General features: G+C 64.0%; 19 protein-coding genes and 1 other RNA gene. 6 read left to right on the top strand and 14 right to left on the bottom strand.

Translation table 11 applies throughout. The features are described from left to right. Positions 1-7: 7 nt before the first annotated feature. The 7 genes from murD to rsmH all read right to left on the bottom strand — a co-directional run bounded on the left by murD (position 8) and on the right by rsmH (position 8,909). Positions 8-1,408: a UDP-N-acetylmuramoyl-L-alanine--D-glutamate ligase gene (murD, locus tag AC0QUY_RS08610; protein ID WP_475386516.1), complete on the bottom strand. Its 1,401-nt coding sequence runs from the start codon at positions 1,406-1,408 to the stop codon at positions 8-10. A gap of 115 nt (positions 1,409-1,523) precedes the next feature. Then, complete coding sequence (gene mraY, locus AC0QUY_RS08615) at positions 1,524-2,630, bottom strand: phospho-N-acetylmuramoyl-pentapeptide-transferase (RefSeq protein WP_161849461.1); 1,107 nt, start codon at positions 2,628-2,630, stop codon at positions 1,524-1,526. 165 nt (positions 2,631-2,795) lie between these two features. Beyond that, positions 2,796-4,178 carry a UDP-N-acetylmuramoyl-tripeptide--D-alanyl-D-alanine ligase gene (locus tag AC0QUY_RS08620; RefSeq protein WP_475386517.1) on the bottom strand — a complete coding sequence of 461 codons (1,383 nt, stop codon included), beginning with the start codon at positions 4,176-4,178 and terminating at the stop codon, positions 2,796-2,798. After that, positions 4,175-5,632, bottom strand: coding sequence for a UDP-N-acetylmuramoyl-L-alanyl-D-glutamate--2,6-diaminopimelate ligase (locus tag AC0QUY_RS08625; RefSeq protein WP_475386518.1), 1,458 nt, complete (start codon positions 5,630-5,632; stop codon positions 4,175-4,177). Before AC0QUY_RS08625 ends, AC0QUY_RS08620 begins: the two co-directional genes overlap by 4 nt. A gap of 135 nt (positions 5,633-5,767) precedes the next feature. Further along, complete coding sequence (locus tag AC0QUY_RS08630; RefSeq protein WP_475386520.1) at positions 5,768-7,522, bottom strand: peptidoglycan D,D-transpeptidase FtsI family protein; 1,755 nt, start codon at positions 7,520-7,522, stop codon at positions 5,768-5,770. Then, complete coding sequence (gene ftsL / locus AC0QUY_RS08635; protein WP_065752716.1) at positions 7,519-7,911, bottom strand: cell division protein FtsL; 393 nt, start codon at positions 7,909-7,911, stop codon at positions 7,519-7,521. Before ftsL ends, AC0QUY_RS08630 begins: the two co-directional genes overlap by 4 nt. Before the next feature lie 2 nt (positions 7,912-7,913). After that, positions 7,914-8,909, bottom strand: coding sequence for a 16S rRNA (cytosine(1402)-N(4))-methyltransferase RsmH (rsmH, locus tag AC0QUY_RS08640; protein ID WP_475386521.1), 996 nt, complete (start codon positions 8,907-8,909; stop codon positions 7,914-7,916). Between the two features lie 546 nt (positions 8,910-9,455). On the opposite strand from rsmH, the gene AC0QUY_RS08645 reads away from it, so the two are divergent. From AC0QUY_RS08645 to AC0QUY_RS08655, 3 genes are all read left to right on the top strand, one after another. Further along, a complete protein-coding gene (locus AC0QUY_RS08645) occupies positions 9,456-10,244 on the top strand; it encodes an N-acetylmuramoyl-L-alanine amidase (RefSeq protein WP_475386522.1) in 789 nt (262 codons plus the stop codon). A 29-nt stretch (positions 10,245-10,273) separates the two neighbouring features. Then, the gene (locus AC0QUY_RS08650; protein WP_475386523.1) at positions 10,274-10,489 is read left to right on the top strand and encodes a hypothetical protein; all 216 of its coding nucleotides are present in this window, start codon (positions 10,274-10,276) and stop codon (positions 10,487-10,489) included. 130 nt (positions 10,490-10,619) lie between these two features. Next, positions 10,620-11,102 carry a nucleotide exchange factor GrpE gene (locus tag AC0QUY_RS08655; protein ID WP_475386524.1) on the top strand — a complete coding sequence of 161 codons (483 nt, stop codon included), beginning with the start codon at positions 10,620-10,622 and terminating at the stop codon, positions 11,100-11,102. Positions 11,103-11,123: 21 nt separating this feature from the next. On the opposite strand, the gene AC0QUY_RS08660 is transcribed toward AC0QUY_RS08655, so the two are convergent. From AC0QUY_RS08660 to AC0QUY_RS08670, 3 genes are all read right to left on the bottom strand, one after another. Continuing rightward, complete coding sequence (locus tag AC0QUY_RS08660) at positions 11,124-12,419, bottom strand: RNA polymerase sigma factor (RefSeq protein WP_475386642.1); 1,296 nt, start codon at positions 12,417-12,419, stop codon at positions 11,124-11,126. 14 nt (positions 12,420-12,433) lie between these two features. Beyond that, entirely contained in the window at positions 12,434-12,784 is a 351-nt protein-coding gene (locus AC0QUY_RS08665) for a YciI family protein (RefSeq protein ID WP_475386525.1), read from the bottom strand. Between the two features lie 144 nt (positions 12,785-12,928). Continuing rightward, positions 12,929-13,360 (bottom strand): PAS domain S-box protein, encoded by a 432-nt coding sequence (locus AC0QUY_RS08670; protein WP_475386526.1) that lies wholly within the window; start codon positions 13,358-13,360, stop codon positions 12,929-12,931. 134 nt (positions 13,361-13,494) lie between these two features. Here AC0QUY_RS08670 and rnpB point away from each other — a divergent pair. After that, an RNA gene (rnpB, locus tag AC0QUY_RS08675) (RNase P RNA component class A) lies at positions 13,495-13,918 on the top strand. Between the two features lie 70 nt (positions 13,919-13,988). On the opposite strand, the gene AC0QUY_RS08680 is transcribed toward rnpB, so the two are convergent. The 3 genes from AC0QUY_RS08680 to AC0QUY_RS08690 form a co-directional block, all read right to left on the bottom strand. After that, positions 13,989-14,717, bottom strand: coding sequence for an alpha/beta hydrolase (locus AC0QUY_RS08680; protein WP_475386527.1), 729 nt, complete (start codon positions 14,715-14,717; stop codon positions 13,989-13,991). A 118-nt stretch (positions 14,718-14,835) separates the two neighbouring features. Further along, the gene (locus AC0QUY_RS08685) at positions 14,836-15,801 is read right to left on the bottom strand and encodes a helix-turn-helix domain-containing protein (RefSeq protein WP_475386528.1); all 966 of its coding nucleotides are present in this window, start codon (positions 15,799-15,801) and stop codon (positions 14,836-14,838) included. 175 nt (positions 15,802-15,976) lie between these two features. Further along, entirely contained in the window at positions 15,977-16,693 is a 717-nt protein-coding gene (locus AC0QUY_RS08690) for an alpha/beta fold hydrolase (RefSeq protein ID WP_475386529.1), read from the bottom strand. A 209-nt stretch (positions 16,694-16,902) separates the two neighbouring features. Between AC0QUY_RS08690 and AC0QUY_RS08695 the strand changes: the two genes are divergently transcribed. Beyond that, positions 16,903-17,646 carry a sulfite exporter TauE/SafE family protein gene (locus tag AC0QUY_RS08695; protein WP_475386530.1) on the top strand — a complete coding sequence of 248 codons (744 nt, stop codon included), beginning with the start codon at positions 16,903-16,905 and terminating at the stop codon, positions 17,644-17,646. A 73-nt stretch (positions 17,647-17,719) separates the two neighbouring features. Then, on the top strand, positions 17,720-18,652 hold the full coding sequence (locus AC0QUY_RS08700) for a DMT family transporter (protein ID WP_475386531.1): 933 nt from the start codon (positions 17,720-17,722) through the stop codon (positions 18,650-18,652). Here AC0QUY_RS08700 and AC0QUY_RS08705 read toward each other — a convergent pair. Continuing rightward, on the bottom strand, positions 18,634-19,071 hold the full coding sequence (locus AC0QUY_RS08705; RefSeq protein WP_475386532.1) for a hypothetical protein: 438 nt from the start codon (positions 19,069-19,071) through the stop codon (positions 18,634-18,636). The genes AC0QUY_RS08700 and AC0QUY_RS08705 overlap by 19 nt on opposite strands. Positions 19,072-19,076 lie beyond the last annotated feature (5 nt).

The following is a 19,076-nucleotide window of genomic DNA, read 5'->3' on the forward strand; positions in this document are numbered from 1 at the left end:
AGCATCGTCACACCACCGGCTTGACGCCCGGCAGCGCCGTCACCAGGTCGCGAAACTTGGCGCCGCGGATTTCGAAGTTGCGGTACTGGTCGAACGAGGCACAGGCGGGCGACAGCAGCACCACGGGATCGGCAATCCCCGACGCCTCCGCATCGCGCGCGGCGCTGGCCACCGCAACATCGAGCGTTTCCGAAATCTCGTGCGGCACGCGTTCGCCCAGCGTTCCCGCAAACTCCTGCGCGGCCTCGCCGATCAGATAGGCTTTGCGGATGCGCGGAAAGTATTCGGTGAGGCCGGTGATACCGCCCTGCTTCGGCTTGCCGCCGGCGATCCAGTAAATATCGGCGAAGGAAGACAGCGCGTGCGCGGCGGCATCGGCATTGGTGCCCTTGGAGTCGTTGACGAACAGCACGTTGCCGCGGCGGCCGACCTGCTCCATGCGATGCGCCAGACCCGGAAAGCTGCGCAGGCCGTTTTGCAGCGTATCGGTCGAGATACCCATTGCGAGCGCGCAGGCCGCGGCGCAGGCCGCGTTCTGCGCGTTGTGCAGGCCGCGCAGCGAACCGATACCGCCCAGCCTTGCGACCTCGCGGCGCGCACCGCCGGACGCCTGCACGATGGTTTCGCGCTCGACGTAGACGCCGTCGGGCAGCGGGTTCTTCACTGATATCCGCACCACGCGCTTGCCAGACTGATCGAGGCGATCGGCGATGTTGCGGCACCAGCCGTCATCGACGCCCACGATCGAGGTGCCCTGCGGCTGCACGCCGGCGACGAGCCGCGCCTTCACGGCAGCGTAGTGCTCCAGCGTGCCGTGGCGGTCGATATGGTCTTCGCTGACATTGAGGAGAATGCCGACGGACGGATCGAGCGAGGGCGCGAGGTCGATCTGATACGACGACATCTCGACCACATGCACGCGCCCCATCCGCGGCGGCTCCAGCGACAGGATCGCGGTGCCGATATTGCCGCCCATCTGGGTGTCGTAGCCTGCCACCTTCATCAGATGCGCGATCAGCGCGGTCGTGGTCGACTTGCCGTTAGTGCCGGTGATGGCGACGAACGGCGCGTCCGGCGCATGACGGCGGCGCTCGCGGCAAAACAGTTCGATGTCGCCGATCACCTCGCAGCCGGCCTGCCGCGCCATCAGCACCGACCAATGCGGCGCCGGATGCGTCAGCGGCGCGCCGGGCGTCAGGATCAGCGCGGAAAAGTTCGACCACGACACCGTGCGCAGATCGGCCGTGGTGAAACCGGCCTGCGCCGCCTTGGCGACGTTGTCGGCACTGTCGTCGCCCGCGATCACCTCCGCGCCGCCGGCCTTCAGCGCGTGGCAGCTCGCTAGGCCGGAACCGCCGAGACCGAAGACGGCGACCGTCTTGCCTGCGAATGACGTGACAGGGATCATGCGGCACACGTCATTCCGAGGCGATGCGCCAGCATCGAACCCGGAATCTCGAGATTCCGGATTGCCGCTTCGCGGCCTCCGGAATGACGGTTGATAGAATAACTCCCCAAGAACATCACCGCAGCTTCAGCGTGGAAAGGCCGGCGAGCGCCAGCATCACCGAGATGATCCAGAACCGGATCACGATCTGCGGCTCGGTCCAGCCCTTCTGCTCGAAATGATGATGCAGCGGCGCCATCCGGAACACGCGTTTTCCCGTCAGCTTGAACGAGGTCACCTGCACGATCACCGATACCGCTTCCAGCACGAACAGGCCGCCGATCACGGCCAGCACGATCTCGTGCTTCACCGCCACCGCGGTCGCCCCCAGCATGCCGCCGAGCGCGAGCGAGCCGGTATCGCCCATGAAGATCGAGGCCGGCGGCGCGTTGAACCAGAGGAAGCCGAGACCGGCGCCGAGCACGGCGCCGCACAGCACTGCAAGCTCGCCGGTACCGGCGACATATCGGATCTGCAGATAATCCGAAAACACCGCGTTGCCGGTCAGATACGAGATCATGCCGAAGCTGGCGGCGGCGATCATGACCGGCACGATGGCAAGCCCATCGAGACCGTCGGTCAGGTTCACCGCATTGCCGGCGCCGACGATGACGAAGGCGCCGAAGATCACGAAGAACCAGCCGAAATTGATCACCACGTCCTTCAGGAAGGGAATCGCGAGCGACGTCGATGTCACGTCGCGGCCGAGCCGCACCAGCGCGTAGCAGGCCACAAGCGCAATCACCGCCTCGATCAAAAGCCGCAGCTTGCCGGCGAAGCCGCTATGGCTCTGCTTGGTCACCTTCAGATAGTCGTCGTAGAAGCCGACGAAGCCGAAGCCGAGCGTCACCGCCAACACGATCCAGACATAGGGGTTGAGCGGGTTGGCCCACAGCAACGTCGAGACGACAAGGCCGGAGAGGATCATCAGCCCGCCCATCGTCGGCGTACCCTTCTTGGAGATCAGGTGGGATGCCGGGCCGTCGGTGCGGATCGGCTGGCCCTTGCCTTGCCGGAGTCGCAGATGATCAATGATCCAGGGCCCGAACAGGAACACGAACAGTGCGCCCGTCACCATCGCCCCGCCGGTACGGAAAGTGATGTAGCGAAATACGTTCAGCGCGCCGCGGAAGATGCCAAAACCGGGAACGGTGTTGGAAAGCTCGATCAGCCAGTAAAACATTCAGGTAGGCCCTATCACGCGGCTTGGTTGCGCCGTCTTTGGAGGGAAGCGCTCCGGGAGCGCCTTGATAATCGTTTTCATCCTCAAACCAAGCAAATCCTGGTCATGCATGGGGTATTGACGAATCGCCTCTCGTGGAAGCAACGGCAGCCGGGTGCGGCCAGTCTACGCCTTTGCCTGCAAGGCGGCCAGCAGGCGGGGCACAAACTTGTTCACCCAGAACATCTTTTTGCTGCCCTTGACCACCACCACGTCCCCGTCCCGCAGCAATGCGGCGATTTGTTGGGGATCGAGCGTGGCCGGATCTTCATGCCAGCCGAGCGCCCGCTCCGCCGGGACGAGATCATATAAATGACGCATCAAGGGACCGACGCAGTAGATGCCGTCGATATCAGGCAGGTCTGCCGCGAGCTTCACGTGATAGGCGGGCGCATCAGCGCCCAATTCCAGCATGTCGCCGAGAATAGCGATGCGCCGGCCAGATTTCACCGGCCGCGCCTTCAGGCTGCCGAGCGCGGCCACCATGCTGGCGGGGTTGCCGTTGAAACTGTCATCGATCACGATGACACCATTGGCCGACTGTTCCACGCCGCGGCCGGTCATGATGCCGACATGACCGAGTTCTTTCGCCAGCGCCGCCGGATCGAGCCCGGCCGCATGGATCGACGCCAGCGCGGCGAGCGCATTCTGCAGGCGGTGCGGCGCGCCGGGCGTCAGGCCGAATTCGATCGGCTTGCCGTTGACCTGAACGGCAACGTTCCAGCTCTCGCCCTCGGGCGTGTGCTGCAGTTCCCGCACCTCGGAGGCTTCGCCGAAGCGAACGACCTTGCCGTTCCATTCCGGCGCCGCGACATCATCAGGCAACACCAGCACGCCGTCCTTGGGCAGGCCCTGCGCGATGCTCACCTTCTCGCGCCGGATCGCTTCCAGGCTGCCGAGCTTTTCCAGATGCACCGGCTGCACGTTCACCACCAGCGCCACCGTCGGCTTTGTCAGTTCGCTCAGCCGCGCGATCTCGCCGGTCTGGTTCATGCCCATCTCAACGACCCACACGCTCGCGCTTGGACTGGCATTGCACAGCGTCAGCGGCACGCCCCAGAAATTGTTGAAGCTGCTCGGGCTCGCGTAGGCATTCGGATAGGCGGCGAGGAATTCCTTGGTGCTGGTCTTGCCGGCGCTGCCGGTCAGGCCGATCACCGGACCGTTGAAGCGCGCCCGCGCCGCGCGCGCGAGCGTCCAAAGCCCGTCAATCAGCGTATCCTTCACGACCAGTTGAGGAACGCTCACGCCGGCAATTCGATGCGGAACGATCATTGCCACCGCGCCGGCCGCCTCCGCCTTGTCGGCAAACTCCCAGCCGTCGCGCGCGCTGGCGAAACTGGAGATGAAACCGCCGCTTGGCGTGCCGCTTAGCGCCACGAACAGGCTGCCCGATTTCACCAGGCGGCTGTCCTGCGTGACGAAATCGATCGGCGTGCCGGGGAATTCCCCTGACAGCCCCAGCGCGCGCGCAACTTCGGCAACCGTCCACAATGGCGTAGCGCTCATACCACCCTCGCTGCGAGCGCGGCCGCCACCGCCTCATGATCACTGAACGGCAAGACCCTGTCGCCGACGATCTGCCCGGTCTCGTGGCCCTTGCCGGCGATCAACAGCGCATCGCCGGGCTGCAGCGCCGCGATCCCTGCCCTGATCGCCTCGGTGCGATCGCCGATATCGGTTGCGCCCTTCGCTTCGGCCAGAATGGCGGCGCGGATCGCAGCCGGATTTTCGCTGCGCGGATTATCGTCGGTGACGATGACGTAATCGGCATTCTCGGCCGCGATCGCGCCCATGATCGGGCGTTTTCCCGCGTCGCGGTCGCCGCCGGCGCCGAAGATGACGATCAGCTTGCGTTTCGCATAAGGCCGCAGCGCCTGCAGCGACTTCGCCAGTGCATCCGGCTTGTGCGCGTAATCGACGAAAATCGGCGCGCCGTTGTATTCGCCGACACGCTCCAGCCGCCCCTTGGCGCCTTCGAGATGTTCGAGCGTTGCGAACACCTCGGCCGGATCGCTGCCGGTTCCGATTGCGAGCCCCGCGGCAACCAGCGCATTCTCGATCTGGAATTCGCCGACCAGCGGCAGCTTGATCGTGTAATTGCGCCCGCGATGTTCGAGCGCGAGGTTCTGCGCAAATCCTTCGACGCTGACACCGACAAGGCGGATATCTTCGCCGTCACCATCGGTATTGCCGCCGACGGCGATGATGCGCAAGCCCCGCGCCTGCGCCGCATCGATCACTTGCGGCGAGCAATCATGATCGGCCGAAATCACGGCCGCCCCGCCAGGCGCGATCAGGTCGCGGAACAGCCGCAGCTTGGCAGCGAGGTAATGCGCCTCATCCGGATGGTAGTCCATGTGGTCGCGCGACAGATTGGTAAAACCGCCGGCGGCGATGCGGACGCCATCGAGCCTGAACTGGTCGAGCCCGTGCGAGGATGCCTCGAAGGCCAGATGCGTGACGCCGTCGCCCGTGATCTCGTCGAGCTGCTTGTGAAGCGCGATCGGGTCCGGCGTCGTCAGCGAGCCGTAGACCGTGCGTTTTGGCGATACCAGACCGATGGTGCCGATGCTTGCGGAAGCGTGGCCGAGCCGTTCCCAGATCTGCCGCGTGAACGCCGCCACCGAAGTCTTGCCGCTGGTGCCGGTCACCGCCGCGATCGTCGCAGGCTGACGCGGAAAAAATCGCGCCGCCGCCATCGCCAGCGTGCGGCGCGGATTTGGCGTGACGACGAACGGCACGCGGAGGCCCGGCGGCGCGTGGTCACCGGCTACCGCGACCGCACCCGCCTGTATCGCCGCATCGACGAAGCGCGAGCCGTCAGTCTTGCTGCCGGCAAGTGCAAAGAACAGGTCGCCCGGCTTCACCGCGCGGCTGTCGAAGCTGAGGCCCTTCACATCGACAGCTTCCGCCTGCGGCTCGATCGCCGCGTCATCGCTGAAGAGGTCGCGAAGTTTCATGGTGTTCCAGTCCGGCCCGGCGCAGCACTGCGCCAGGATAATGATCCGAATCGGATCATTATCCTCTCTATTTTGGGAGCATGATCTTGTCGGAAAACCGGTTTCCACTTTTCCGGATCATGCTCCTGATACGCCTTACTGGGTTGTCCTCGATGCCGCAAGAATAAGGCGGTCGGACGGCGGCAGGTCGAAGCGCGGTTCGATGCCCAGAAGCGGACCGATGCGGGCAATCACCTTGCCGCCGGTCGGCACCGCGTTCCAGCCCGAGGTGATGAAGCCATGGGTTTCCGGCAGCGCCTTCGGCTCGTCCAGCATCACCAGGAGCTGATACTGCGGATTGTCGGCCGGGATGATCGCGGTGAAGGAGTTGAGCACCTGCTTCTTGGAATAGCGGCCGTTGACCACCTTTTCCGAGGTGCCGGTCTTGCCGCCGATATAGTAACCCTTGACGTCGGCCTTCTTGGCGGTTCCGATCTCGGCGTTCAGCCGCATCAGATAGCGCATCTTGTCGGAAGTTTCGGTCCGCAGCACCTTCTTGGCCATCGCCCTCGCCTCCTCTTCCGACCGCTTGAGGAAGGTCGGAGGGATCAAAAGACCGCCATTGATACAGGCATTGATGCCCATCACCGCCTGCAGCGGCGCCACCGCGATGCCGTGACCGAACGAGGCCGTGATGGTGTTGAGCTCGCTCCAGCGCTTCGGCACGATCGGGGACGCGCTTTCCGGCAGCTCGGTGCGCAGACGGTCCATCTGGCCGAGCTTCTTCAGGAACGCCTTGTGCGCTTCCACCCCCTGGGCCAGCGCGATCTTGGCCGCGCCGACGTTGGAGGAGAAGGTGAACACTTCCGCCAGCGTGATGTTGCGGCCGACCGGATGGGTGTCGTGAATGGTGAACTTGCCGAACTTCAACGCCCCGCGCCCGTCATATAGCGTGTTGAGGTTGGCCTTGCCGGAATCCAGCGCCATCGCCAGCGTCAACGCCTTGAAGGTCGAGCCCATTTCGAACACGCCCGTGGTCAGGCGGTTGATGCGCTCAGGGTCGTGCGCCTCCTTCGGGTTGTTCGGATCGAAATCCGGCAGCGACACCAGGGCCACGATCTCGCCGGTCCTGACATTGGAGACGAGGCCGGAAGCCGCCTTGGCCTTGTACTTCTCCTTCGCCTTCAGCAATTCATCGCGCAGCGCGTGCTCGACGCGCAAGTCGATCGACAGTTCCACCGGCTTCTGCAGCCGATCGGTGGCAAAGCCGGCGCGGTGCAGATCGGCCAGACCGTTATTATCCAGCCACTTCTCCATTCCGGCGATGCCCGCGTTGTCGATGTTGACGAGGCCGATCAGATGGGCAACGGCCGCGCCGGTCGGGTAGACGCGCTTGTTCTCACGCAGGAAACCGATGCCGGGAATGCCGAGCTTGTGGATGTCATGCTGCTGCTTCGGCGAGATCTCGCGCTTCAGCCAGACAAAACCCTTGCGCGACGACAGGCGCGCGCGCGCCTCTGCGGTATCGAGGTCCGGCAGCGCCGCGGTCAACAGCTCAATCGCCTCGTCCTTGTCGATGATGCGCCGGGGCTCGCCGAACAGACTCGGCGCCTTGACGTCGGTCGCCAACACCTCGCCGTTGCGATCGACGATGTCGGGCCGCGCGGTCGCAATCGCGTCCTGCGAGGCGGTGCGGCGCGCGCCATGGCTGTCGGCGCCAACTGCGAACATCACCAGACGTCCGGCCAGCACCGCATAGATCGCGGCGAACAGCAGGATCGCAAGGCCGACACGCGCCCGCGCCTTGGCGGCGCGATCGACATTGCGCCCGTAAAGCAGGCTGCGGATCAAGCGCTGACGCCACGGTTCCGCAGGCTTTCTCGTCGTATGGGTCAACGCCCGGCCGGTCATTGCTGATCTCCCGCTGCCGGAACGGAGCCGGTCGTGGGCGGCGCCTCGGCGGCAGCCTCGATGGTGTTGATCATGGCGCCGATCGGATCGGGCGCGCCGGGCCGCGCAAATGCCGGTGGCCGTTCCGGTAAATTCTTCAGCTGGTCATATTGCGTGGCGACCAGCGGCTTCAGCCCGAGATGGCGCTCGGCCAGTCCCTGCAGCCGCAGCGGCGCATCGAGCTTGGCCCATTCCGCGCGCAGCGCCGCGATGGCGTCGCGCTGCTCGCGAATTTCCGCGTTCAGCCGCAGCACGCGCTCGACGCGCGAGGTCGATTCCATCTTGATCCGGTAGACATAGGCGGCCGCGAACACCAGAACGCCGATGACGAGGAAGTGGATGATCCGCATCGTCAGCCTCCCCTCATCACGTCGGCGAGAACAGGCCATGCGGGCAAGCGATCCGCCGCATGCGCGGGAGCTGTGGTGCGCTCGGCCGCGCGTAGCTTGGCGGAACGCGCGCGCGGATTGGCAGCCACTTCGGCGTCCGTTGGCGTGACCGGGCGCTTGGTCAGGATCTGAAAGCTCGGCGCGGCCTGCGCCACTTCGGGCAGATGGCGCGAGCCACCGCCGGTCTTGCCGCGCGCGTTGAAGAAATCCTTGACGATGCGGTCTTCCAGCGAATGAAACGACACCACCACCAGCCGCCCGCCGGGCTTCAGTACCCGTTCGGCCGCCGAAAGCGCCAGATGCAGTTCGTCGAGTTCGGCGTTGACGAAGATCCGTAAGCCCTGGAACGTGCGCGTCGCCGGATGAATCTCGTTCGGCTTGGAGCGCACTACCTTGCCCACGATATCGGCCAGCGCTTGCGTGGTGGTGATCGGCGCTTCCTTGCGCGCCGCCACGATCGCCCGCGCCACAGCGCGGGAATGCCGTTCCTCGCCGAAGATATAGATGATGTTGGCGAGATCGGCCTCGGATGCCTTTGCCACCACGTCGGCGGCGGTCGGGCCGTCACGGCCCATCCGCATGTCGAGCGGGCCGCCGAGCCGGAACGAAAAACCGCGCTCGGCCTGATCGAGCTGCATCGAGGAAACGCCGACGTCCATCACGACGCCGTCTACCGCGGCCGCGCCTTGCGCGGCGCAGACTTCCGCCAGGTTGGAGAACCGGTCCTCGACCAGGGTCAGCCGTCCCTCGGACTGTTCGACCAGATCGAACGCGCCGGTAATCGCCGACCGGTCGCGGTCGATGCCGATGACCTGTGTTCCCGCCACGGTGAGGATGGCGCGGCTGTAGCCGCCGGCGCCGAAGGTGGCGTCGACATAAACACCGCCGTCCCTGGGATTGAGCATCTCGACCGCCTCGCGGCCGAGTACCGAGATATGGCGCGGCGCAGCCTCGCTCATGCGCCATCCTCTGGCGTTTTCCAGTCTGCGATATGAAAACTGGACGCGAACCGGCCCATTGCGCCTCGAATCTCTGCGCTTCGCCGGGCTTTTCCGACCAAAAGGCCGCGCCCCCGCGCGACTGCCGCTTCTCACCTGGCCTCGCGCCCGCTCATTTCCAAACGGAATTTGCTGGGTTGCCATGGCATTTCGAGCGTGAAACGGGGCCTCGGCCGTCCCCAACCCGGTTCGGCTCTTCACCACTTAGTAACGGCACTTAGCGTTAAGAAAGCGTTGATGATCCCCGACGGGTTTTGCACGCTTTTGAACCGGTGGAAAATGGTGATGCGCCTCGCACACACCTGGTTCAAAATGCGAGACGGAACCCGGCCGGCAGCTGTGCCGCGTCTAACGTAAATGAATAGTAAATGATATTGCCGTTTGAACACGATACTGCCGCTCTGCCGCCCCGTTTGGGTTTAAAAAATGACTACTGGTTCGTTCGCATCTGCTGGTAATGATTCGAGGCGTCAACGCGCCCTTCCCGTACCCAGGGCCAACGCCGACATGAAGACCTTTACCCCCGATTCCTCGATCGCCTCCGACGTCATCCCCTCGCCGAACCATGGCGACCGCAACAACGGCCGCGTCGCCGACATGATCCTGCTGCACTACACCGGCATGCCGGATGTGGAAGGCGCGATTGCCCAGCTCTGCACCCCCGGAACCGACGTATCGGCGCATTACATCGTGCTGGAAGACGGCCGCATCGTGCAGTCCGTGCCGGAAGCCAAGCGCGCCTGGCATGCCGGCGTCTCCTCCTGGGCCGGCGAGGAAGACATCAATTCCTGCTCGATCGGGATCGAAATCATCAACCGCGGCCACGACTGGGGCTATCCGGATTTCCCGTCGCGCCAGATCGCCGCCGTGATCGCGCTCTGCCGCGGCATCATGCTCCGCCGCAAGATCGCTGCGCATCGCGTGCTCGCGCATTCCGACGTTGCTCCCGCGCGCAAGAAGGACCCCGGCGAAAAATTCCCGTGGCACTTGCTGGCCAATTCCGGCGTCGGCCATTGGGTGCAGCCGGCGCCGATCGTGCGCGGTGAAACGCTCAAGCTCGGCTTGATCAGCGACGACGTCGCCAACATGCAGGCGGCGCTGGCCAAATACGGCTACAACGTCCCGACCCATGGCAAATTCGACGGCCCGACCATGGAAGTGGTCACCGCATTCCAGCGCCACTTCCGCCCCGCCCGCGTCGACGGCATCGCCGATCACTCGACCATGAGCACGCTGCACGCGCTGCTGGCGAGCCTGCCGGCGGATGCGATGACGACGGTGGCCGCGGCGAAGTAGTTAGCTCCTCCGATCTTTAACCTCTCGTCATGGCCGGGCTTGTCGCGGCCATCCACGTCCCCGCGCTGGCGCTGCTTGGGGCGCGGGACAAGGCGAGGGCCGCTGTGCAGGCCGGACTTGCGCTCGATCGGTGCTTCACCATCAGCAGGTTCCGCGCCAATACACTGAGCGATGATCCGACCTTCCTCGCCAAACGCGAGCGCGTTTACGAGAGTATGCGCATCGCCGGGGTGCCGGAAGGATAGCTGTTCGCAGCTTGGTGGACGAGAGGCTGCAGCCTTAAGGTGGCGACGGTGTTAACCATCCGTTAACCATAGCTTTTCATGATGCTGCTCGTGTGTCTGTGTGTGCGTGTGTTCGCGACGGGGTTTGAATATGGCGCAGCGTAATTCCAGAGCGTCAGCTGAAGAGGACGAGAGCGTCCTGAGCTTTCCCCCAGCGTCGACACCCGACAAGGGAGCAACGGCCCTCGATATGGTTTATCAAGCGGCCGCTGTCTTCCGCAGTATGGAAGCGCATGCTCGCGAGACCGAAGCCCACGCCCAATCGCTTTGCAGCAGCGCCTTGGAAAGATTGCAGCTTGCCGAAATGCGAGCTGAGGCCGCCGAGCGGGCGCAACGTGAACTCATCATCACCGCCGAACATAAGCTGCAATATGCGTGCAAAGCACTAGAACAGGCCCGGTCGTGTATTGAAGCCCAAAAGGATAAGCTGACGGCTGTAGAACTTCGTGCCGAAGTGGCTGAAGCCGAAGCGCGACAAGCCAAGGAAGCGCTCGCGCTTGTTGAAGAGGCCATTCGCAAGCGTCTGCTTTGCGCAAACCCAAATGTCGATAGCAGGTTGACAGCAGTAGCTTGATACATTGCGACCGTCTTTGGCTCAAGCCGAAGAGGAAGACGGGGATGCCCGCGACAAGCCCGGGCATGACGGTAACGAATCCAGCTCCGCAATCCGCCGCGCATAGTACCGCCGCAACGGCTCGAGCTGCGTTGCCACCGTCGCCGCCAGATAGGCTTCGCGCGCCGCGTCGTGCCGATGCAGCCGGCGCAGCAAATCGGCGCGTACGGCCGGCAGCAATTCATAGCCTTTCAGCCCGCCCCGCGCGTCCAGCGCATCGACCAGATCGAGCGCCCTCGCCGGCCCGTCGACCATCGCGATGGCCGCGGCGTGGTTGAGTTCGATCACCGGCGACGGGCTGATCCGCAGCAGCACTTCATAGAGACCGGCGATCTGTGGCCAGTCGGTATCTTCATAACTGGTCGCACGCGCATGCAGCGCGGCAATCGCCGCCTGCACCGCGTAAGGCTGCGGCCGCCCCGGCATCCGCAACGCGCCTTCAACCAGCACCAAGCCCTCGGCGATCTGGCGTTGGTCCCACAGGCTGCGGTCCTGCTCTTCCAGCAGCACGATGTCACCGCCGGCGGTCTGGCGTCCGGCGCGGCGCGCATCGTGCAACAGCATCAGGGCCAGCAACCCTTTGGTCTCGCCACGGCTCGGCATCAGCGCATCGAGCAACCGCGCCAGCCGGATCGCCTCGCGCGCCAGATCCGGCCGCATCAGTTCCGCCCCGGAGGTTGCGGCGTAGCCTTCGGTGAAGACGAGATAGATCACGGCTAGCACGCCGCGCAGGCGTGGCTCCAGCACTTCGCGTTCCGGAACCTCGAAGGGGATGCCGGCGAGACGGATCTTCTGCTTGGCGCGCAGCAGGCGCTGCGCCATCGCTTCCTCGCTTGCGAGAAACGCGCGCGCGACCTCGGCCGTGGTGAGGCCACACACCGTTTTGAGCGTCAGTGCGACCTGCACTTCGGCGGCAAAGGACGGATGGCAGCAGGTAAAGATCAGCCGGAGCACGTCGTCGTCGAGCCCGCCGTCGGATGGCTCGTACGCGTACGGCCCTGACGCATTGAGCAACAAATCATGCGTCAATTCCTGCTGCTTGCCGCGGAACGCAATGTTGCGCCTGACACGATCGACCGCCTTGTTCCGGCCGACATTGACCAGCCACGCGCGCGGATTGGACGGCACGCCGGCGGAAGGCCAACGTTCGAGCGCTGCCGCAAACGCATCCTGCAAGGCATCCTCAGCCAGATCGAAATCGCCGACGAGGCGGATCAGCGTGGACAGCGCCCGCCCCGCCTCGTCGCGGAATATTTTCTCGATCTCGCCTGGTGTCATGCCATCGCTGGATGTCAATCATAGACCATGATCGGCCTGACCTCGATCGAACCAACCTTGGCGGTGGGAATTCTGGCAGCAATGCCCAGCGCGGTGTCGAGATCCCTGGCCTCGACCAGATAATAGCCGCCGAGCTGCTCGCGCGTCTCCGCAAATGGACCGTCCGTGGTCAACATCTTGCCGTCGCGAACGCGCACGGTGGTAGCCGTCGCCGTCATTTGCAGGGCGTCACCGGCCTTGAAGTTGCCGCTCTGGATAATGGATTGGGTGAATGCGCGGTATTCCGCCGTCATCCTCTGGAGCTCGGAAGCGTCCATCTTTGCCTGCTCGGCTTCGTTTCGATAGATCAACAACAGATACTGCATTTTGAAACTCCTTCTGACCGGCTGGATCGCCGACACCCAGTCGAATGGGCTTCCCGCAAAACGACATCGTCACGGAAATTTATTTTTGGCGGTAGGCCGCCCCCAAGGAGGGACATCGGAAACATGAACAATGCCAGCGGGCATTCAAGACTTCCCGCCGGCCTCCGCAAGCTTACGCCTCAGCTCCCTGACTTCCTCAAACCGCTTCGTCACGTCGCGCATGACAGCCACGGTGCCCGCGACCTCCTGCGACGAGTCTCGCAGCAACACGATCGTGAATTCGACTGAGATGCGGCGTCCATCGCTGGTCAGCGCAGGCACCGACAGCATGTCGCCCTGGCCGTAACGGCTCGTTCCCGTTTCCATCGTGTGACGAAAGCCAGCCCAGTGCCGCGCGCGCAAATTCTCGGGGATAATAAGGTCGAGCGATTGGCCGATGGTCTCGCCGGCCGAAAATCCGAAGATCCGTTCGGCGCCGGGATTCCAGAACGTGATGTGGCCCTCACGATCGGTCGCGATGATCGCGTCGGAGGCGCTATGCAGCAGGGCTTCACCAAGACCGGCAGGAATATTCATCGGGCGTCACCCCTAGCCTATGCTCACCGGCATCAAATGCCGCCGTGCAGCGTCTGTCAAAATCGCGCACATGGAACCCAATTAACCATCGCGGTCGCTTGACGCGGCGCGCCGGAGTCCCCATTCGTAAGCCGTCAGTCGGCCGGACGGCCGCTCCCGCTATGGTCGAAAGGCTGCGGGGGAGGAAAGTCCGGGCTCCATCGACATACGGTGCCGGATAACGTCCGGCGGGGGCAACCCCAGGGAAAGTGCCACAGAGAACGAACCGCTTCCCCACCCGAAAGGGCGGGGGCAGCAAGGGTGAAAAGGTGCGGTAAGAGCGCACCGCGTATCCGGCAACGGAAACGGCATGGCAAACCACACCGGGAGCAAAACCGAATAGGGACGGCAACGTGGTAAGTTCGCCGCAAGGCGATAACACCGCAGGGTGATGTCAGGCCCGCCGTCCGGGTAGGTTGCTCGAGGCCATGTGCAAGCATGGTCCCAGAGGAATGGCCGTCACGTACCATTCGCAAGAATGGTGCCCTACAGAACCCGGCTTACAGGCTGGCTGATATCTGATGAATGAGGGGCTCGGCGAAACACGCCGGGCCCCTCGCCATTCATAGGCGTCGCGCACGCAACGACCTCAATCGCGCCCCGCCTCGCCGATCGCCTGCGCCAGCCGCGCCGGATTGCTGAAGAACATCTCATGGCTGCCGTCGCACTCGACCAGGCGGAACAGCCCCAGCCGCTCCGACAATCGCGGATGCCATGGCATGCCGTGCGGCAAGGCGATGTCCTGCCGGCAATTGACGTAGGATTTGCCGATCGGCAGTTCCGCCAGCGGACGCTTCAGCGCGATCCTGTCGGTGAAGGTCTTGTAGGGATGCAGGTTCAGTTTGGCATAGGCGGATTTTGCCAGTTCGAGGTCGGCATCGTTGATGAAGGCATCGCGCCAGATTTCGAACGGCAGCATCACAGCGCCGTTGTTGGCGGCGGCCACCGCATCGAACAGGCCGACATAATGCGGCGGCACCATGTCGTTGAGGCATTCCCCGTCCAAGGGCACGAAGGCGTTGACGTAGACGAGCCGCTTGACTCTGTCCGTCAGGCGGTCGGCGACGCCCGAGATTACCATCCCGCCATAGGAGTGGCCGACCAGGCGGATGTCGCGCAGATTGTTCGCCTCGATGTAAGCGACAATCGAGGAGATCGCCTGCTCGAGGCCAGTCTCCTTGCGATCGTCGTCCCTGTTGTTGCCGGCCACCGTCGGGCAATGCACGACATGGCCGCTCTTTCGCAGATGTCCGGCCACCGCTTCCATTTCCGCGCCGGTGTGCCACGCGCCGTGAACCAGTACATAAGTGTCTGCCATTGCCGTCTCCCCTCGATTTCGACAAATCGAACCTTGATAGAGATGGCGTCTCGTCCCCGATGGCCGAATTCGGCCACCGTCGTCGCCTGATTGCGCCAAGGGATGCTATAATAATGCGTCAGCGCTGCCGCCGGAATGCGCCCGGGGTCATGCCGAGAAACTTTCGGCACTGACGGATGAAGTGGGATGGATCTGATAGCCCGACCCGCAGCCCGATACCGCCGACGCTGATGCGATCGAACCGCGGCTCGCTCAGCATCCTGCGCGCCGCCGCCATCCGGCAATCGTTGAGCAGTCCGCTGAACGTCAGGCCCGCTTTGTTGAGGCAGCGGTGCAAGGTCCGCTCCGAGACACGCAAATCCTCCGCGACCATCACAGCCGTCAACCCCGGTTCGGCGTAGCGCAGCCTTATGACACGGCCGATCTGGTCCAGAAGCCTTGCGGCATCGCGCTGCTCGGCAGGCGTGGCCGGAATCTCGCTGCTGAACCCAAGCGCCAGCAGCGCGCCGAGCTGGTCGGTCAGCACCTGCGCCGGCAGCGGCCGGTCCGTGGCGAGCTGCGGAGTCAATTGGCAGGCAAATGCGCTGAGCGCCGCACCCCAGCCGGCGCGACCGTCGATGCGCTGCCCGATGCGCCGCTCCGGATCTGATATCCACGATTCGACCCAGTGTATCGGCAGCTCCAGCGACAGCGTGTCCGCGTTCACCGGAAAGTTGAATTCATAGCAGCGCCTGGAATCCAGCAGGACGAGATCCATCGGCCGCATCCGCGACGCGTGACCGTTCTGCATCACCGTCCAGTCGTTGTCGGTCTTGCACAGCAGGTAATAGTAGTTGGCAGTACTGCGGGCGACGCTAGCTTTCCGACGGTAGACGTGCTGCGCCGATCCTTGCACGCGGTTGATGCCGATCGTGTCGAGTTGCCCGCGCTGAACGGAGCAGTCGAAGCCTGATCGAACCTGCGTCGTGATATCCATTTCGAGAAAACATTCGCAGACGGCGCCGATCCAATAATCCAGGCGCCGTTCCGGCTCGACCAGACCGGTCGACCACGTCTCGATTCCTGCCGTCGTTCTGGCTGTCACGGCCCGCCCTCCCCGATCGACGCCGACACCGGTTCGCCAGCTTGTTGAGCGGTTGACGGAGAGTCAATCCTGCGGAGAGGTTTCGTGGCCCGGATGAAGCGCAGCGCAATCCGGGATTCTCGAGCCATGGCATGCAGCGCCCCGGGTTGCGCTGCGCTCCACCCGGGCTACGGGACTAGCCCACAATCTTCTGCAGCAACGCCATCAGCGCTTCCGGCGCGGTGACATTCGGCGAATGGCTGGCGTCGACCTCGTAATAGCTCCAGGCCGCATCCCCCTTCGTCATCTTGGCGAACGGCCCGAACGTGTCGGCCGGCGTGATGCGGGTCGCGTAGATATAGCTGCGCGGCAAGGTCAGCGGCCCGCCCTGCAGCTTGAATTTTGTTTCAAAGCATTTGATCGGCATGTCGACGCGGCGTGCGCTGAGCCATTCGACGTCGGCGGGCGCAGTATCCGGCGGCGTCGGGTTCGGCGGCACGCGCCAGCCGTCGCCGCTCGTTGCGAGCTCCTGCATCCGCGCCCGCGCCGCCTCGTTCAGGTCGAGCAGCGATTGCCCGCCTTCGGGCACGAAGGCGTCGATATAGATGAGCTGCCTGACCTTGTCGCGGGCGCGGTCGGCGACACCGGTCGCGACCATGCCGCCATAGCTGTGGCCGATCAGCACGATGTCGCGCAGGTCTTCATACCTGATGACGGCAAGCATGTCCTCGATATGCGAATTGAGATCGATCGCCGGACCAGCCAGATGCGCGCGCTCGCCAAGGCCGGTGTAGCTCGGCGTGATCAGGCGATGCCCGGCGGCCTGCATCAGCGGATGCATCTTCTTCCAGGCCCAGCCCGCGGACCAAGCGCCGTGACAGACGAGGAAGGTTTTCGAGGGAGTTGCGCTCATCGGACCGTTTCCACCGGGTTGTTGTTTAAGGCTTCGATTGCGATAGTACCTGCCAGCTTCGTCGTGTAAACGTCGCTGCAAAATCGTCACTGTCATTCCGGGGCGCATCGAAGATGCGAACTGGGATGTGCGGTTGCACATCAGAGAATCTCGAGATTCCGGGTCTGGTCCTTCGGACCATCCCCGGAATGACGGGAGGAAAGAGAAGAGTGGACGCATCCACCTACGCCATCTTGTTGGCCGGCGCGCTCGCCGGCGGTTTCGTTTCGGGTCTCTCCGGCTTTGGCACCGCGCTGATGGCGCTGGGGATCTGGCTCTATATCGTGCCGCCGGCCATTGCCGTGCCGCTGGTCCTGATCTGTTCGGTTACGTCCCAGATATCGACGCTGCCGTCGATGTGGAAAGTTCTCGACTTCAAACTGGCCTGGCCCTTCGTGGCCGGCGGTCTCGTGGGCATGCCGATCGGGGTGCTGCTGGTCGCGCGCGCCGACCCGCAACACTTCAAGCTGAGCGTCGGTGTGATGCTGCTGGTATTTCCCACCGCACTCTACTTCATCCGCAAGCCGATGGCGTTTCGTTTCGGCGGCCGCATGGCCGATCTCTGTATCGGATTTGCTGGCGGCATTCTCGGCGGCCTTGCCGGCCTGTCGGGTCCGCTGCCGACGCTGTGGGCCAGCATCCGCGGCTGGACCAAGGATCAGCGCCGTGGCGTTTTTCAAATATTCAACGGCAGCGTGCTCGGCGCCGCGCTCATCCTGCAGATCGCCAGCGGTTTCGTGAAATTGGATGTGCTTTGGCTGGCCATGCTGGCCTTGCCGGGTACCCTGATCGGCGCCCAACTCGGCATGCGAACCTACCACGCGCTGAACGACCGTAATTTCTACGATGTCGTGCTGGGGCTGCTGTTTATGTCCGGCGTCGTCTTGGTGTGGAGCAGCATTGCTCCGAGGTAAGCGGCGCATGGCCGCCATGTGCTCCGAGTAGATTGCTGTACGCTCACCGGCAAAGCGGCTAACCAATCGCGTCATGAGCTCCCCTGCTTCGCGCGAGCGTCTCGGCCTGGTGCTGGGCTTCATCGGCATGGCGATCTTCGGCGGCACGCTGCCGGCGACGCGGATCGCCGTTGCGGAAATTGATCCGATTGCACTGACCTCGCTGCGCACCGCGATCGCCGGGCTGTGCTCGCTGGCGCTCCTCCTGGCATTGCGTCGTCCCTTGCCACGCCGTGCGCTGTGGGGGCAACTGGTCATTGCAATGCTATGCGTCGCCGTCCTGTTTCCACTTCTGATGTCGCTCGGCATGCAGACCGTCGACGCTTCGCATGGCGGAGTGGTGCTCGGGATTTTGCCGATCGCCACCGCGCTCGTCGCCGTCGCCATCACCCACGAACGGCCGAGGCCGCTGTTCTGGATCGCTTCCCTCGCGGGCGCCGCGCTGGTGATCGCGTTTTCGCTGCGCGAAGGTGGCGGCGCATTCTCGACCGGAGATCTGCTCCTGTTCGCCGCCGTGGCCGTCTCCGCCATCGGCTATGCATTTTCCGGTCGGCTCACATCGCACATGCCGGGCTGGGAAGTTATAAGCTGGATTCTCGTGATCGGCCTGCCGCTCTCGATCCCCGCCGCAGCGCTGACCCTGCCGCATGATGTCGGCCAGATTGCCCTGAAGCCCTGGCTTGGCTTGCTCTATGTCGCGCTGTTCTCGCAATGGATCGGGTTCTTCGCGTGGAACGCCGGCCTCGCAATGGGCGGCATCGCGCGGGTGTCGCAGATCCAGTTGCTACAGCCCTTCGTCACCTTTGCATTGGCCGCCTTCTTCAACGACGAGACCATCACGCTGCAGATCCTGCTGTTTGCCGCCGCGGTGGTGGCGACGGTCGCGATCTCGACACGCACGCGCGCCAAACCGGCGCCCGCAGCGCCGCAGCGAGACCGCGAGCCGCCTCAGCTCGTGGCGTCCTGATCCCTGAGCACCGGATGATCTGCCATCAGTTCGGCGCGGCTTTTCTCTGAATGGATAGCCCGAAGCAGCACGCGCGCGGTCTTCAGATGCTCGACCTTCACGCATAGCCGGATGATCTGGCCGAGCGAGGCGTCACGCATGGCGTCATCGGAGATTTTCGTGGCGATTTCGAGCGTGCATTTGATCGCTGCCTGATATCGCGCGGCATCGGCGGCCCGATCCTTCTCGGCATGGCGGCCACCGGCCGCCATTTTTTCCGCGATGGCCCCGGCCACAGCGCAGATGTCGCGGATCCTGTGCGCCGCGGCGATATCGTCCAGCGGCTCGTCGCCGGCAACTTCCCAGATATCCGGCTGCGGATCTTTTCGAAACCAGCCCATCGCACGAGCCCTCTCGATGCCGGAAATATATTCCGGCATCGAGC

The organism is Bradyrhizobium sp. WYCCWR15520, from assembly GCF_056174665.1.